A 13,178-nucleotide genomic window follows, 5' to 3' on the forward strand; every position below is an offset into this window, starting at 1 on the left:
ATGTTTTATAAAAATAATTTATTAATTTTAATATGTTTAGTTATGTTTTCTTTCTTTGATAAAGTAGATGCTCAATACGAAAAATTATTTTTTGATCTAAATATCAAAAGTATCGATAATAAAATTATAAATCTAAGTGAATTTAAAGGAAAAACAATTCTTCTTGTTAATGTTGCTAGCCAGTGTGGCTTTACTAAGCAATATACAGACCTTCAAACACTTTATGAAAAATATAAAGATAAAGGTTTTTTAGTTATTGGTGTACCTTCCAATCAATTTGGTGGCCAGGAACCTGGGTCTAATAGTGAAATAAAAGATTTCTGTGAAACAAATTTTAATATTACCTTTCCAATTACAGACAAAGTTGATGTAAAAGGAAAAGATGCACATATCATTTATAAGTGGTCGAAAGAAAATCATGGAAATTCAACAGTTCCAAAATGGAACTTTCATAAAATTTTGATTAATAAAGAGGGAAAAATTCAAGACACATTCAATTCCTTTATATCGCCTCTTTCTGATAAAATTATAAAACAAATAGAATTAACATTATAGTTTAATAGTCATTCCATCATATCCAGGCACAATATTTCTTGGTAGTTTTTTTTTAAGCTGATCGTAGTCAAGGTCACTGTGCATATTTGTTAAAATTGTCTTTTTTGGTAAAAGTATTTTAACTAAATCTAAAACTTGATCTAAATTGAAATGTGCAGAATGATTTTTGTACCACAAACAATCTATAATTAAATAATCTAATTTAGTTAATCTTTTATAATCTTTTTTATAAAACAAGCTTATATCACTGGCATAAGCTAATCTTTTATTTATTAAATAACAAATACTTTCAATTTTTCCATGTTGTGTTGGAAATGATTCGATTAGAATTTTTTTATTCTTGTCTTTAAAAATATATTTATTTTTTAAATTATTTAACCTTAAGGTTGATGGATAGTCACCTGACGATTTAAAACAATATTTAAATGTTGAATTTAAATATTTTAAAGTTTTTGTGTCTGCAAAAACTGGAATCTGTTTTTTATTTATTAAAAAAAAAGGACGTAAATCATTTATGCCATGAGTTTGATCAGCATGTAAGTGTGTGTAAAATACTTTATGGATGGATTTAATTTTATTTTTTAATAATTGAGATCTTAAATCTGGTGATGTATCTATCAAAATATTCTTATTATCAAATTTTATTAATGCTGAACATCTTGTTCTAAAATTTTTTTTATTATTTAAATTACAGTTACCAGAGTAACCGTCTGCTCTTGGTACTCCCATAGAGCTTCCGCTTCCCAATATAATGAATTTAATAGTCATTATTAAATTATAGAGTAAAAAGTTTATTAAAATTATCAGTGGTTATTTTTGACATTTTTTCTACAGTAATTTCTTTGATTGTGGATAGCTTCTCAAGTGTGTACCTAATAAAACTGGGTTCATTCTTTTTACCTCTCATAGGTATAGGTGCTAAAAATGGACTATCTGTTTCAATAAGAAGTTTCTTCAAGGGAATAGTTTTAAATGTATTTTGAAGCTCATTACTATTTTTAAAAGTAATTATTCCGCTGGCTGAAAAAAAAGCATCTAAGGTTAGTAATTTTTTTGAAAATTCTAAAGTCCCCGTGAAACAATGCATTAAAATTTTTAAATTTTCATTTTTGTATGAACTCAGTATCTCAAATGTTTCATTTTCCGCTTCCCTAGAATGAATTATAATGGGTTTATTTAGCTCTATAGCAGCCTCTATATGAGTTTTAAAGCTAGTTATTTGTTTAGTCTTATCACTATGGTTGTAGAAGAAGTCCAGACCTGTTTCACCAATACCAATGATTTTAACATTTTCATTTACACATTTAATTATTGTTTGTTTATCGACTTGATTGTTCCCAGTTTCGTGAGGATGAATTCCATAAGTACCATAAATCATTTGATCTTTTTCAATTATAGCTTTTATATTTTCAAAACTGTCAGGTGTCGTGCATATAGTTAAAAGTTTTGTAATGCCACAATCTTTGGATCTGCTTATAACATCGGATAAGTTTTCATGTAAGGGTTCATGGTCTAAATGACAGTGAGAATCAATCATCTTTTTTTTCAATCTTTTTAAATAAAATATCAATTTTATTGATATTATTTCCTGCTTTTAAATAATCATGAGAAGCAACAGACTCAAAATTAATATCCTTAGAATTTAAATTAAATATCCTTAAGGCCCTGTCAATAGAATCTGGAATTATGGGGTAAAGCATAAATGAAATCTTTCTAATCATTTCCAAAGAAGTATAAACTATTGTATTTAATCTATCTTTATCATTTTTTTTTTTCCAAGGTTCTTGATCGTTAAAATATTTATTTGCCTCAAATAATGCACTTACAATAAAACTTATGTAAAAATTTATATTTTGTTTATCAATTTCTTGTCTAATTTTTTCTAAATTTTCCTTAAATTTATTTAACATGACAAGATCGTCATTATTAAAATTTTTGATCTTAGGGACTTTTGAAAAACAATTCTTTTCAGCAAACGCGGTGACTCTTTGACATAAATTTCCATAATTATTTGCTAAATCACTATTAATACAATCTTCCAGTTTATCCTTAGATATATTTCCATCATTTCCAAACGACACTTCTTTAATTAAATAGTATCGCAATGGATCAAGCCCATAGGTATTAATTATATCTATTGGATCTAAAATGTTTCCTTTGGACTTTGACATTTTCACATCACCAGATAAAATCCACCCATGTCCATAAACTTTATGTGGTAATGGAATTTTAGCAGCCATTAAGAAAGCGGGCCAATAAACTGCATGAAATCTTAGAATATCTTTACCTATAAGATGAACAGATGCGGGCCAAAATTTTTTGAATAATATGTCGCTAGTATCAGGATAGTTAAGAGCACTAATGTAGTTAGTAAGTGCATCCAACCATACATATATAACATGATCAGGGTTATCTGGAACTTTAATGCCCCATGAAAAAGTTTTACGACTAATAGATATATCTTTTAAACCACCCTTAACAAAACTAACAACTTCATTTCTCCTTGATTTTGGTGAAATAAAATCTATGTTTTTTTCATAATAATCTAAGAGTTTGTCTTGCCATTTAGAAAGTCTGAAGAAATAAGACTCTTCCTCAATCCACTCAACTAATGAGCCAGAAGCTTCAGCAATTATTTTTCCATCTATGTCAATTATTTCATCTTCATTATAATAAGCTTCATCAGAAACAGAGTACCAACCTGAGTATTTTGATAGATAAATGTCATTATTTTTTTCAAGTTCTGCCCATAAATATTGAACTGTTTTTTTATGTCTATCTTCAGTAGTTCTAATAAAATCTGTATTTGATAAATTTAATGTTTTCGAAAGATCTCTAAATGTTTGGCTGATTTGATCACAGAAATCAAGGGGATCTAAATTCTTATTTTCAGCAGCACGTTGAATTTTTAAACCATGCTCATCTGTACCCGTTAGAAAATGAACATCAAAACCATCAATACGCTTAAAACGAGCAAAAAAGTCAGCAATTATACTTGAATAAGCATGACCCATATGAGGCTTTGCTGATGGGTAGTAAATTGGTGTTGTTATATAGTAGTTTTTATCCATTTAATAATTTCGATTTAAATTCTAAAAATAAGCTTTCCTCATCAAGATTAAATTTTTCAGTATTATGAATTTTACTAATAAAGATATGATAAAAATTTATTAAAGAATTCCTAGAGTTACTTAACTTGTACTCTTTTAAAAAAAATAATTCAATAAAGTTAACTAATAAATTTTTAACAAATTTATTTTTTTTATAATATCCATTATCGATCAATAATTTGAGAAAACTAACCAGTGTATAATTACTTAGATCTATACCCTTTTCTTTAGAAAAGTTTATTAAGTTAATAATTTCACCTGGCGTGTTGTAATAATTAATTAAGTCATAGTTGATTAGATCAAATATATTTTTATTTAATATTTTATTTGCAACATCTACTGATTGATTAAACGTAAAATTAATCTTAAATGTTAGACATCTTGATTTTAAAGTGGGTAGAATATTTTTTTCATTATTGTTAATCAAAATAAAAAATACGTTTTCATTAGGTTCTTCAATAATTTTAAGTAACGCATTAACTGAGTTTTTATTAAGGCTTTCAATATTATCAATTAATATGAATCTGGCCATATTATTGAATGTAGATTTATTGTTATAAATAATCATTTCTCTAATTTGAGCAACATCAATATTTTTTTTATCATTTAACAGATCGATTAAATAAAAATTTGGATGTGAGTTATTTTTTAGTAATTTAAAAGATCTATTTTCGTTATTAATACAAAGTTTATTAGGATCGTATTTAAAATTCTCAGTATCTGACAAAATATAATTTACAATATGGTAAGCTAAAGTCGATTTACCTAGACCCTTTTTACCTGATAACAAAATTTTAGTAGGCATTTTTTTTTCATTATAAAGTTCTATAATCTCGTTAAAAAAATAATTCATACCATATAGCTGTGTGTTTTCCATAGGTTTTAAATTCATATTCAAATTAAACTATCAATCTTATTTAAAATAACTATTTCATTTTGTTCAATATTTAAGTTGGAATTAATTTTCATATATTTTTTAGGATTTTTTTTTAAAATTTTTATAAAGCCTTTTTGCACTTTGTCATAAAAATTAGTTTGAAATTTATCATACCTATTCAAATTTTTTCTTTTCAATAATCTATTTTTCATATTTTTTTTACTAACAGTATTTAAAAAAGTGAAGTCAGCCTTTATGTCTTTTAGTAAAAAATTATTAATATTTTGAATAAATTTCAGATTTACCCCCATTCCATAATGCTGATATGCAATTGTTGAATCTGAAAATCTATCAATTAATATAATATTTTTTTCAATATTTTTTTTTATCAATTCAATATTTTCGCTTCTTGCAGACAAATATAACAATAAATCTGTATATTTATTAAATGTAGATTTAGTATTTAGTATAAGTTTTCTTATTTTTTCTGAATTTTTACTTCCACCAGGTTCCCTGATTTGAATAAACTTTTTATTCTTTTTTTTTAAATATTTTGCAACATTGTTTATGTGGTGAGATTTACCAGTACCTTCGATACCTTCAAATACTATAATTAATTTTTTAGACATTACCCCAAATCAAAAAATTAATTGATTTCATTAATCTAGAAAATACATTTAATTTTTTAACATCTTGAAAAGCAAATAAATTATATTCTTCTATAAGTTCATTTTTATAAGAAATTTTTAGTTTACCTAAAACATCGTCTTTTTTGATGGGTGCTTGGATGGGTCCTTTATAGATAATAGATACTTTTAAAAATTTTTTACGTGCTTTAGGAATTGTTTTGTAAATGTCAGCTTTAACATAAACACCAACATTTTCTTTTTTACCAAGCCAAACATCGACATTTTCTATTGGAGTATTTGATTTTGCAACTTCAACTAAATCAAAATTTGTTAGTCCCCAAGTTAATAGCTTAGAGCTTTCTTTTGATCTATCATTTTTTGTGTTAAATCCACTACCAACTGCTATCAACCTTCTACCATTTCTGTATATTGATGAAGCTAAAGAATATTTTTCAACAGCTAAATATCCAGTTTTAATCCCATCAGCTCCAAAGTTTTTATAAAGCAGTGGATTCCTGTTGCCTTGACTAATAGGATCACCACCAGTTCTATCCCAAGTGAATTCTTTTTCAGCAAAATATTTATATTCTTCGGGAAATTCTTTAATAAGATAATTAGACATAAGCATAATATCTCTAACTGTGGATACATTGTCTGTATTATTTATTCCTGAAGAATTTGCAAAATTTGTATTTTCCATGCCAATTTCTTTGGCTTTAGCTGTCATCATAATTGCAAATTCATCTTCTGTACCAGCAATGCCCTCTGCTAAAGCAACACAAGCATCGTTACCAGAGGCAATTATTATTCCTTTAAGTAAATTTTCTACACTTACTTCATCACCAACCATAATGAACATCGAAGAATAACCCGCTGATGATAGTCTCCAGGAATTCTCAGAAATTAAAAATTTTTCATCAAGATTGAGATCGCCACTTTTTATCAAATCAAATGCAATAATAGCTGTCATTATTTTTGTCATGGAGGCTGGATATATAGATTTATCTGCATCTTTCTCATACAATATTTCACCAGAGAGATAATCTTGCAATATTGCGGTACGTGCTTTTATTTCAAATGCAGCATTTGAATTAAAAGTTAATAGTATTGTTATTAGTATTGTTAAAAATTTTGTTTTAATCATTTTTTATAATCTCTAAGTTTTCAAATTTAAGTATGCTTATATCATTATATGATTTTTGTAGAGAATTAATGTTATTAAAAGAACCTAAATATACTCTATATTTTTTATCCGAAATTTTTTTGATTTTAGGATTTTCAATTAAACTCTCAATCTTGATTCTATTCAACATCATTAAGGCAGTATCATTGAAGTAAAAATCTGCAACTTTAATTGAGTAAGAAAACTTTATACTGGTGTCTTTTTTATCTTCTTTATTAATTAAACTTAAATCGTTAATACTGATGCTGTTAACTGGAGCTTTAACAGCAACATACTTTTCTTCATCATAAGTTTTTGCTTTTCCAGCTTTGAAAATTGAATTTTCAAGTATTTCGAAAATTTCGATATAGGGCTCGTTTATATTTAAATTTAACTCTTCTGCTATTCTCTTAGATAGTACAGCATTATTAAAGGAGGGATATTTGGAATTTTTGCCTACCACTCCTATTAAAGATTTATTATTTAGAATATTTGTAATTTTAACTTGTGTATTAGTTTTTAAATTTTTTTGAAATATTGTTAAGCTACGATCATCTATTTTTTTATTAACTATTTTTTGTTTAAAAAGTTCTTCACTAAAAACTAGTGCAAAACCTTTATTTGTGTATGCATTAATCATAGTAGATTGTGGCTTATTTTTATCTAAAGTTGCAGTTGTACAATTTGTTAAAAATAAAAAAATAGTAATAAGGGAAATATTTTTATAAAGCATTTTCAAACTTATCTTTTAATGTGCATACTGCCAGGCCGAATCTTAATGACCTATTCCATTCCAGTATTTTTTCATAATTCTCAAAGACTATATAAGCAGGCTCTAAATTTTCAGAATTTGGTATTATATCTTTGTCAGGTGTGATGATTGACCCAATTAAATTGTTGTCTATAGCGTTGGTATTTTTGTCTTTAATATATTTTTTTAATAATTTAAATTTATTTTTATTATGTAATTTTTTTGCGGAAGTATTTAATAATTTTTTTGGTACATCTTCAGTTAAATTAACTCTAATAAAACAGGGTTGATTTTTCTTCCATCCAATTTTATTTATATAATTTGCTGCTGATGCAAACGAATCTTTTATCGACTTAAGTTCAATAATATTATTTTCATCATAATCAATTGCATAACCCTCTATAGTAGACGGCATAAACTGAAAATTGCCAAAGGCTCCAGCCCAAGATCCATATAGGATATTGTGGTCAATTTTTTTAGATTCTACTAACTGAAGTATGGTAATAAGTTCACTTGTAAAGAATTCTGATCTTCTTTCATCAAAACTCAGTGTTGCTAACGATGATAAAATATCCATTTTACCCACGTAAGTTCCAAAGTTTGTTTCTATACCCATTAAAGCAAGTAATAAACTTTTCTCTACTGAGAATTTATTGTCAATTGAATTAATAAAGTTTTTATTTGATTTGTATAATTTTGTACCCTGTTTAACCTTCTGATCAGAAGATCTTTTAGATATATAAGTTTTTGTATCTTCGTAAAATTCTGGTTGAAAACGATCGTATTTTATAACCTTGGGTAAAAAAACAACATCATTCATTGCCATATCAAAAGTTGACTCTGAAATATTATTTTCTAATGCATGGATTTTAAAAATTTTTAACCACTTGTCAAATGACATGTCGTCTGAGCTAAATGCTACGTTTGTAAGCATTAAAAATAAAATTATAAAATATCTAATTATTTTCATATAAATCTTTTAAATAAATAAATACAGCAATCCAGATTAAAATGAAACTTACTAACTCTGTGATTGAAAAAGGCTCATTATAATAAAAAAAACCAAGTATAAATTGAAAAGTAGGTGTTATGTAGAATATCATGCCAGTTGTACCTAGGCCACACAACTCTACACCTTTAATATATAGAAATAGTGGAATTACGGTCATTGGTCCTGCCAATAATAACAAAAACATTAATGAAGGATTTGAAAAAGTAAAATCATTTAATCCATTTTGTGTAATTAGATAAAAACCAACTAAAGCAAATGGTAAAATAAAAAGACTTTCGATTAGAAGACCAACATCGGTATCAACATTTATTTTTTTTCTGAGTAAATTATAAAAGCCCCAACTTAAAGCAACAGTTAATCCTACCCAGGGTATAGCTTTAAAATTAGTAAAAATTAAAAAAATAATTGATACCAAAACTAATATAATTGAAATTATTCTTTTGGTGTTTAATTTTTCTTTAAAAAAGATAAAACCTAAAAAAATACTTAATATAGGCATTATAAAATATCCAAGACTTGCATCTATAATTTGATTATTTGAAATAGCATAAATCCAAACTGCCCAGTTTGTAAATATCAGCAGTCCTGAAAAAAAAAGTGTTATTAAATTTTTAGAATTTTTAATAATATTAAAAAAAATATTCCATTTTGAAAAATAAAAAGTTGATATTATTAACGTTAATGAAGTCCAAACACTTCTATGTATTACAACCTCAATATGGCCAGCAAATGATATGTATTTAAAATAAATTACACCAATTACACCCCACCAAAATGAACCTAGAGCTGTTAGTGTAATGCCTTTGTTAAGGTCGTTATTTTTCATTAAATTAAAAGAATAACGATATAATTCATTAATTAAGTAATTTGTCTATTTTATTGTTGAATTAATAAATTATAATTATAAAACCTCACTAACGGAGAGATGGCAGAGCGGTTGAATGCACCGGTCTTGAAAACCGGCAAAGGGGCAACTCTTTCCTGAGTTCGAATCTCAGTCTCTCCGCCACTATTTACTGACATATTTATAATTTTTAAAAATCTCCGAAACTTTATTTAGCTTAATTTGAATTGTTAAATTTTGACCTTGATTAAATTTATAAAGATTTTCATCATCATAATCCAACAAATCACATAAAAGCTTTAACTCTTGTTCACTAAATTTATCAATATATTTTTTAGTAAATGAACCTAGCAGTTTATCCATTTCTTTAGTGCCTCTATAGTTGGCTCTATAAATTATTTTATTTTTTAAATCCTTTATATTAATGGTCATAAAAATTATTATATTACACATAACATGAAAAATAAGAATAATTATGATTATTTATTGGCAGATCTCACTAAATTAAATGGGGTGGGTAAAAAGACCATGGAAATTTTAAAAAAAAAAAAAGTAAATAATATTTTTGACTTACTGTGGAGATTGCCTAAGTCTTATACAGACAGAACCCTAGTTAGTAAAATTTGTGATCTCCAAATAGGTGTTATTCAAACTATTAGAATTATTCCACTAAAATATCAATTTCCAAGAGTTAGAAACTTACCAAATAGAGTTAATTGTATTGATGAAACAGGAAAGATTGATTGTATATTTTTTAATAGTCACGAAGGATATGTGAGGAAAATTTTGCCGTTAAATGAAGAGGTGACAATTAGTGGTAAGATAAGTAATTATAAAGGGAGATATCAAATAACAAACCCCACGTATATTTCACAAGACAGTTCTTTAATAGAAAATATTGATAATAAGTATTCATTAACAGAAGGCATTACTGAAAAAAATTATAATAAAATTATTAATCAAATATTAAAAAACTTACCTACTTTAACTGAGTGGCACGATAAAGATATATTAAAAAATTTTAACAACCAAAGCTGGAATGAATCAATAATAAAATTACATGATCCAAAAAATATTGAAAATTATAAATCTGATTTTTATAAAAGGCTTGCTTATGATGAAATACTGGCATCATTTTTAGTTAATTCAGAAATTAGAAAAAAAATAAAAAAAATAAAAAAAGTATCAAAAAATTTTACTGAAAAAGCCCATAATAATATAGTTAATAAATTAGATTTTACTCTTACTAATGATCAAAAAATTTCATTAAATGATATCAATAATGACCTAAATTCTAAAAGTAAAATGTTTAGACTTTTGCAGGGTGACGTTGGAAGTGGCAAAACTATTGTTGCATTAATTTCTTCTTTAAGTGTCATTAGTTCAGGGTTCCAAGTTGCATTAATGGCCCCTACTGAAATATTAGCTAGACAACATTATAGTTTGGCAAAAAAACTATTTCCTAAAAATATTAAAATTGAATTACTTTCCAGTAAGAGTGAAAATAGTGAAAAAAAAAGAATTGTAAAAGAATTAGAAAACAATGAAATTCAAATGGTTTTTGGCACGCATGCAATTTTTCAAAAAAAAATAGTTTTTGCAAACCTTGGTTATATTATAATTGATGAACAGCATAAATTTGGAGTTAGGCAAAGAAAGCTTTTATCAGATAAGGGTGGTGATAATTGTGATGTTCTTTTAATGTCAGCAACGCCAATTCCAAGAACCCTAACTATGTCAGTTTATGGTGATATGGATGTTTCTATTATCAAGGAAAAACCAAGTAATAGAAAAGAGGTTAAAACTTATAGTAAATTAGAAAGTAAAATAGATGATGTTATTAATTTTGTAAAAAAAGAAATAAAAGAAGGAAACCAAATTTTCTGGGTATGTCCCTTGATAGAAGAATCAAAAAAATTAGATCACCAATCGTCAGTTACTAAATACAAATTTCTTAATGAAATTTTCCCAAATAACGTTGCATTACTTCATGGAAAAATTGACAATGAAGAAAAAGAAGAAATATTGAATAAATTTTTAAACAAAAAATATTCAATCTTAGTTTCAACAACAATTATAGAAGTTGGTATTGATTTTCCTAATGCCAATGTAATCATAATAGAAAATGCTAATAAATTTGGATTATCACAGTTACATCAATTAAGAGGCAGAGTTGGACGTGGAACAAAACAAGCTAGTTGTATATTGATGTTTAAGTCTAATTTAACTGTTAATGCTAAAAAAAGAATAAATATCTTAAAGAATTCCAATGATGGCTTTGAAATTTCAGAAGAAGATATGAAGTTAAGGGGCTTTGGTGATTTGCTTGGGTTTAAACAAAGTGGGGTTAAAAATTTTAGATTGGCGGACCCTATTCAAAACGAAGACTTATTTTTAATGGCAGAAAAACAAATTAAAAAAATAGAATTAGAAAATACTGATATTAAAAAATACAAAGCGTTACTCAAGTTATACGATCAAGCAGATATAATTAACGATATGGTTTAGCTTTTTGGCTTTGAGGTTCCCGCCGAAACTATAAATTTTGACGCTTCTTCAAATGTCATATCCAAATAAATCAAATCTTCTTTTGGTATCATTAGCAGAAAGCCACTTGTTGGGTTGGGCGTCGTTGGAACAAAAACATTAACTAAGTTAATATTTGTTTTAGCTTTAATTTCACCTGTATTTTCTTTAGTGGCAAAACCCACGGCCCAAGATCCCTTTCTTGGATACTCAACTAGCACTACACTTTTTTTATTACCCTCTTGCTCTCTAAAAGAATCTGTCATTTGTCCAATCGCAGAGTAAATAGTTCTGAGTATGGGCATTCGTTTAAATAAATCATCAATTATTTGTAAAAATTTTTTACCTATAAAGGTTAAAGAAAGGCCACCAACAACTGTAATAAAAATAATTGTTAAAATTATTTCAATACCTGGAATTGCATATGGAAGATAAGTATTAGGATTTAATCCTGATGGTACTAAATTTGTTGAAAAATTTATTAAGAATTTGCTTAAATAAAGTGTAAACCCAATCGGTATTAAAACAATTACACCTGTGAAAAAATAATTTCTTAATTTAAGAGCTAATGATTTTTTTTTCTTAATAGGCATAGATAATTTAGCTATAACTTGAATAAACAACAAATGAAACAGCTATAATGAAAAGTGTAACTAAGATTTTATTGTTTAAATTCATAAAAGTATATATTTATATGATTATCAAAATTTTAATAAAATGAATAGAAGAAAATTTTTAAATTATGTTGGGTGCGGATGTTCAGGCTTGATGTTAGGTGCTTGTTCTACAGCGCCAATTACTGACAGAAGGCAATTAAAAATTATACCTGAATCTAAATTAAACGCTCAAGCAGCTCAAATTTTTGAAAAGGTCAAAGAAAAAGAAAAAATGAGTGATGACACTAAAACACTAAATGAAATTAAAGATATTGGAAAAAGAATGGAAGACTCTATATCTGAATATTTTTATAGAGTGGGTTTAAACGATCCTACTGTTAATTTTGATTGGGAGTATATTTTAATAGATAATAAAAAAGTTAAAAATGCTTGGTGTATGCCTGGTGGTAAAATTGCTGTGTACACAGGAATACTTGATGTTACAAAAAATACAAATGGTCTTGCCTCAGTTATGGGTCATGAAATTGCTCATGCTGTTGCTAAACATTCTGTTGAAAGAGCAAGTAGAAGTGCACTTTTACAAACAGGAACATCTTTGATTGATATTTTTACTGGTGGAAAATTAGGACAAATTAATCAAGCTACTGGGATGAATACTGTAGGTTTATTATCGCAAATAGGAATAATGAATCCTTTCTCAAGAACTCAAGAAAGTGAGGCTGATTACCTGGGAATGATTTTTGCATCATTGTCTGGTTTTGATATCAGGGAAACTAAAAAGTTATGGGAAAGAATGAAAGCAGAAAACAAAGGTAAAGAGCCTCCTCAATTTATGAGCACACACCCATCATCCTCTAAGAGAATAAAAAATTTATCAGAATGGGAAAATAGTGTAATTTTAGACTATCCACCAATCACAATTAGTTAATATTTAAAAGATTATTTTAGTGGTGAGCCCTGATGGACTCGAACCATCGACCCATTCCTTAAAAGGGAATTGCTCTACCAACTGAGCTAAGGGCCCACATATAAATTAATGAAGTTAAGATAAATGTTTTTTTTTATTTAATTTTAAAAAAAAACTTTTGGTGAAGT

The 13,178-nt window shown here is 26.7% G+C and carries 14 protein-coding genes and 2 tRNA genes; 4 read left to right on the plus strand and 12 right to left on the minus strand.

Translation table 11 applies throughout. From position 1 onward, the window contains the following. Nucleotides 1-555 carry a glutathione peroxidase gene (locus tag ABXT65_RS03240; protein ID WP_415324114.1) on the plus strand — a complete coding sequence of 185 codons (555 nt, stop codon included), beginning with the start codon at nucleotides 1-3 and terminating at the stop codon, nucleotides 553-555. On the opposite strand, the gene ABXT65_RS03245 is transcribed toward ABXT65_RS03240, so the two are convergent. From ABXT65_RS03245 to rarD, 9 genes are read right to left on the minus strand one after another with little or no spacing between them, the layout of a single operon-like run. Next, on the minus strand, nucleotides 550-1,323 hold the full coding sequence (locus ABXT65_RS03245; protein ID WP_415324115.1) for an MBL fold metallo-hydrolase: 774 nt from the start codon (nucleotides 1,321-1,323) through the stop codon (nucleotides 550-552). The two genes, ABXT65_RS03240 and ABXT65_RS03245, sit on opposite strands and share 6 nt — an antisense overlap. Before the next feature lie 7 nt (nucleotides 1,324-1,330). Beyond that, nucleotides 1,331-2,104: a TatD family hydrolase gene (locus tag ABXT65_RS03250; protein WP_415324116.1), complete on the minus strand. Its 774-nt coding sequence runs from the start codon at nucleotides 2,102-2,104 to the stop codon at nucleotides 1,331-1,333. Beyond that, nucleotides 2,085-3,626, minus strand: coding sequence for a methionine--tRNA ligase (metG, locus tag ABXT65_RS03255; RefSeq protein ID WP_415324117.1), 1,542 nt, complete (start codon nucleotides 3,624-3,626; stop codon nucleotides 2,085-2,087). The genes ABXT65_RS03250 and metG overlap by 20 nt, the downstream gene beginning before the upstream one ends. After that, nucleotides 3,619-4,557, minus strand: a complete 939-nt coding sequence (locus ABXT65_RS03260) for an AAA family ATPase (RefSeq protein ID WP_415324118.1) — start codon at nucleotides 4,555-4,557, stop codon at nucleotides 3,619-3,621. The genes metG and ABXT65_RS03260 overlap by 8 nt, the downstream gene beginning before the upstream one ends. 2 nt (nucleotides 4,558-4,559) lie before the next feature. Then, nucleotides 4,560-5,171, minus strand: coding sequence for a dTMP kinase (gene tmk / locus ABXT65_RS03265; RefSeq protein WP_415324119.1), 612 nt, complete (start codon nucleotides 5,169-5,171; stop codon nucleotides 4,560-4,562). Beyond that, entirely contained in the window at nucleotides 5,164-6,315 is a 1,152-nt protein-coding gene (locus tag ABXT65_RS03270; protein ID WP_415324120.1) for a D-alanyl-D-alanine carboxypeptidase family protein, read from the minus strand. Before ABXT65_RS03270 ends, tmk begins: the two co-directional genes overlap by 8 nt. Then, nucleotides 6,308-7,066 carry a hypothetical protein gene (locus tag ABXT65_RS03275; protein ID WP_415324121.1) on the minus strand — a complete coding sequence of 253 codons (759 nt, stop codon included), beginning with the start codon at nucleotides 7,064-7,066 and terminating at the stop codon, nucleotides 6,308-6,310. The genes ABXT65_RS03270 and ABXT65_RS03275 overlap by 8 nt, the downstream gene beginning before the upstream one ends. Next, on the minus strand, nucleotides 7,056-8,054 hold the full coding sequence (locus ABXT65_RS03280) for a lytic murein transglycosylase (RefSeq protein ID WP_415324122.1): 999 nt from the start codon (nucleotides 8,052-8,054) through the stop codon (nucleotides 7,056-7,058). Before ABXT65_RS03280 ends, ABXT65_RS03275 begins: the two co-directional genes overlap by 11 nt. Further along, complete coding sequence (gene rarD / locus ABXT65_RS03285; protein ID WP_415324123.1) at nucleotides 8,041-8,922, minus strand: EamA family transporter RarD; 882 nt, start codon at nucleotides 8,920-8,922, stop codon at nucleotides 8,041-8,043. Before rarD ends, ABXT65_RS03280 begins: the two co-directional genes overlap by 14 nt. A 93-nt stretch (nucleotides 8,923-9,015) precedes the next feature. On the opposite strand from rarD, the gene ABXT65_RS03290 reads away from it, so the two are divergent. Next, nucleotides 9,016-9,105: transfer RNA gene (locus ABXT65_RS03290), tRNA-Ser, on the plus strand. Here ABXT65_RS03290 and ABXT65_RS03295 read toward each other — a convergent pair. Further along, nucleotides 9,106-9,372 (minus strand): succinate dehydrogenase assembly factor 2, encoded by a 267-nt coding sequence (locus tag ABXT65_RS03295; RefSeq protein WP_415324124.1) that lies wholly within the window; start codon nucleotides 9,370-9,372, stop codon nucleotides 9,106-9,108. Nucleotides 9,373-9,396: 24 nt separating this feature from the next. Between ABXT65_RS03295 and ABXT65_RS03300 the strand changes: the two genes are divergently transcribed. After that, complete coding sequence (locus tag ABXT65_RS03300; RefSeq protein WP_415324125.1) at nucleotides 9,397-11,448, plus strand: ATP-dependent DNA helicase RecG; 2,052 nt, start codon at nucleotides 9,397-9,399, stop codon at nucleotides 11,446-11,448. Here ABXT65_RS03300 and ABXT65_RS03305 read toward each other — a convergent pair. After that, entirely contained in the window at nucleotides 11,445-12,059 is a 615-nt protein-coding gene (locus ABXT65_RS03305; protein WP_415324126.1) for a DUF502 domain-containing protein, read from the minus strand. The genes ABXT65_RS03300 and ABXT65_RS03305 overlap by 4 nt on opposite strands. 124 nt (nucleotides 12,060-12,183) lie before the next feature. Between ABXT65_RS03305 and ABXT65_RS03310 the strand changes: the two genes are divergently transcribed. Beyond that, the gene (locus ABXT65_RS03310) at nucleotides 12,184-13,011 is read left to right on the plus strand and encodes a M48 family metallopeptidase (RefSeq protein WP_415324127.1); all 828 of its coding nucleotides are present in this window, start codon (nucleotides 12,184-12,186) and stop codon (nucleotides 13,009-13,011) included. A 20-nt stretch (nucleotides 13,012-13,031) separates the two neighbouring features. Here ABXT65_RS03310 and ABXT65_RS03315 read toward each other — a convergent pair. After that, nucleotides 13,032-13,107, minus strand: a tRNA-Lys gene (locus tag ABXT65_RS03315). Nucleotides 13,108-13,178 lie beyond the last annotated feature (71 nt).

The sequence above is a fragment of the Candidatus Pelagibacter sp. Uisw_127 genome (genome assembly GCF_047722515.1).
Taxonomy (GTDB): Bacteria; Pseudomonadota; Alphaproteobacteria; order Pelagibacterales; family Pelagibacteraceae; genus Pelagibacter.

Excerpts from the sequence above, each read along its gene's own strand:
- ABXT65_RS03245 (WP_415324115.1), bottom strand. The coding sequence starts at position 1,323 with ATGACTATTAAATTCATTATATTGGGAAGCGGAAGCTCTATGGGAGTA.
- ABXT65_RS03275 (WP_415324121.1), bottom strand. The coding sequence starts at position 7,066 with ATGCTTTATAAAAATATTTCCCTTATTACTATTTTTTTATTTTTAACA.
- metG (WP_415324117.1), bottom strand. The coding sequence starts at position 3,626 with ATGGATAAAAACTACTATATAACAACACCAATTTACTACCCATCAGCA.
- ABXT65_RS03260 (WP_415324118.1), bottom strand. The coding sequence starts at position 4,557 with ATGAATTTAAAACCTATGGAAAACACACAGCTATATGGTATGAATTAT.
- ABXT65_RS03270 (WP_415324120.1), bottom strand. The coding sequence starts at position 6,315 with ATGATTAAAACAAAATTTTTAACAATACTAATAACAATACTATTAACT.
- ABXT65_RS03280 (WP_415324122.1), bottom strand. The coding sequence starts at position 8,054 with ATGAAAATAATTAGATATTTTATAATTTTATTTTTAATGCTTACAAAC.
- ABXT65_RS03310 (WP_415324127.1), top strand. The coding sequence starts at position 12,184 with ATGAATAGAAGAAAATTTTTAAATTATGTTGGGTGCGGATGTTCAGGC.
- rarD (WP_415324123.1), bottom strand. The coding sequence starts at position 8,922 with ATGAAAAATAACGACCTTAACAAAGGCATTACACTAACAGCTCTAGGT.
- ABXT65_RS03300 (WP_415324125.1), top strand. The coding sequence starts at position 9,397 with ATGAAAAATAAGAATAATTATGATTATTTATTGGCAGATCTCACTAAA.
- tmk (WP_415324119.1), bottom strand. The coding sequence starts at position 5,171 with ATGTCTAAAAAATTAATTATAGTATTTGAAGGTATCGAAGGTACTGGT.
- ABXT65_RS03240 (WP_415324114.1), top strand. The coding sequence starts at position 1 with ATGTTTTATAAAAATAATTTATTAATTTTAATATGTTTAGTTATGTTT.
- ABXT65_RS03295 (WP_415324124.1), bottom strand. The coding sequence starts at position 9,372 with ATGACCATTAATATAAAGGATTTAAAAAATAAAATAATTTATAGAGCC.
- ABXT65_RS03305 (WP_415324126.1), bottom strand. The coding sequence starts at position 12,059 with ATGCCTATTAAGAAAAAAAAATCATTAGCTCTTAAATTAAGAAATTAT.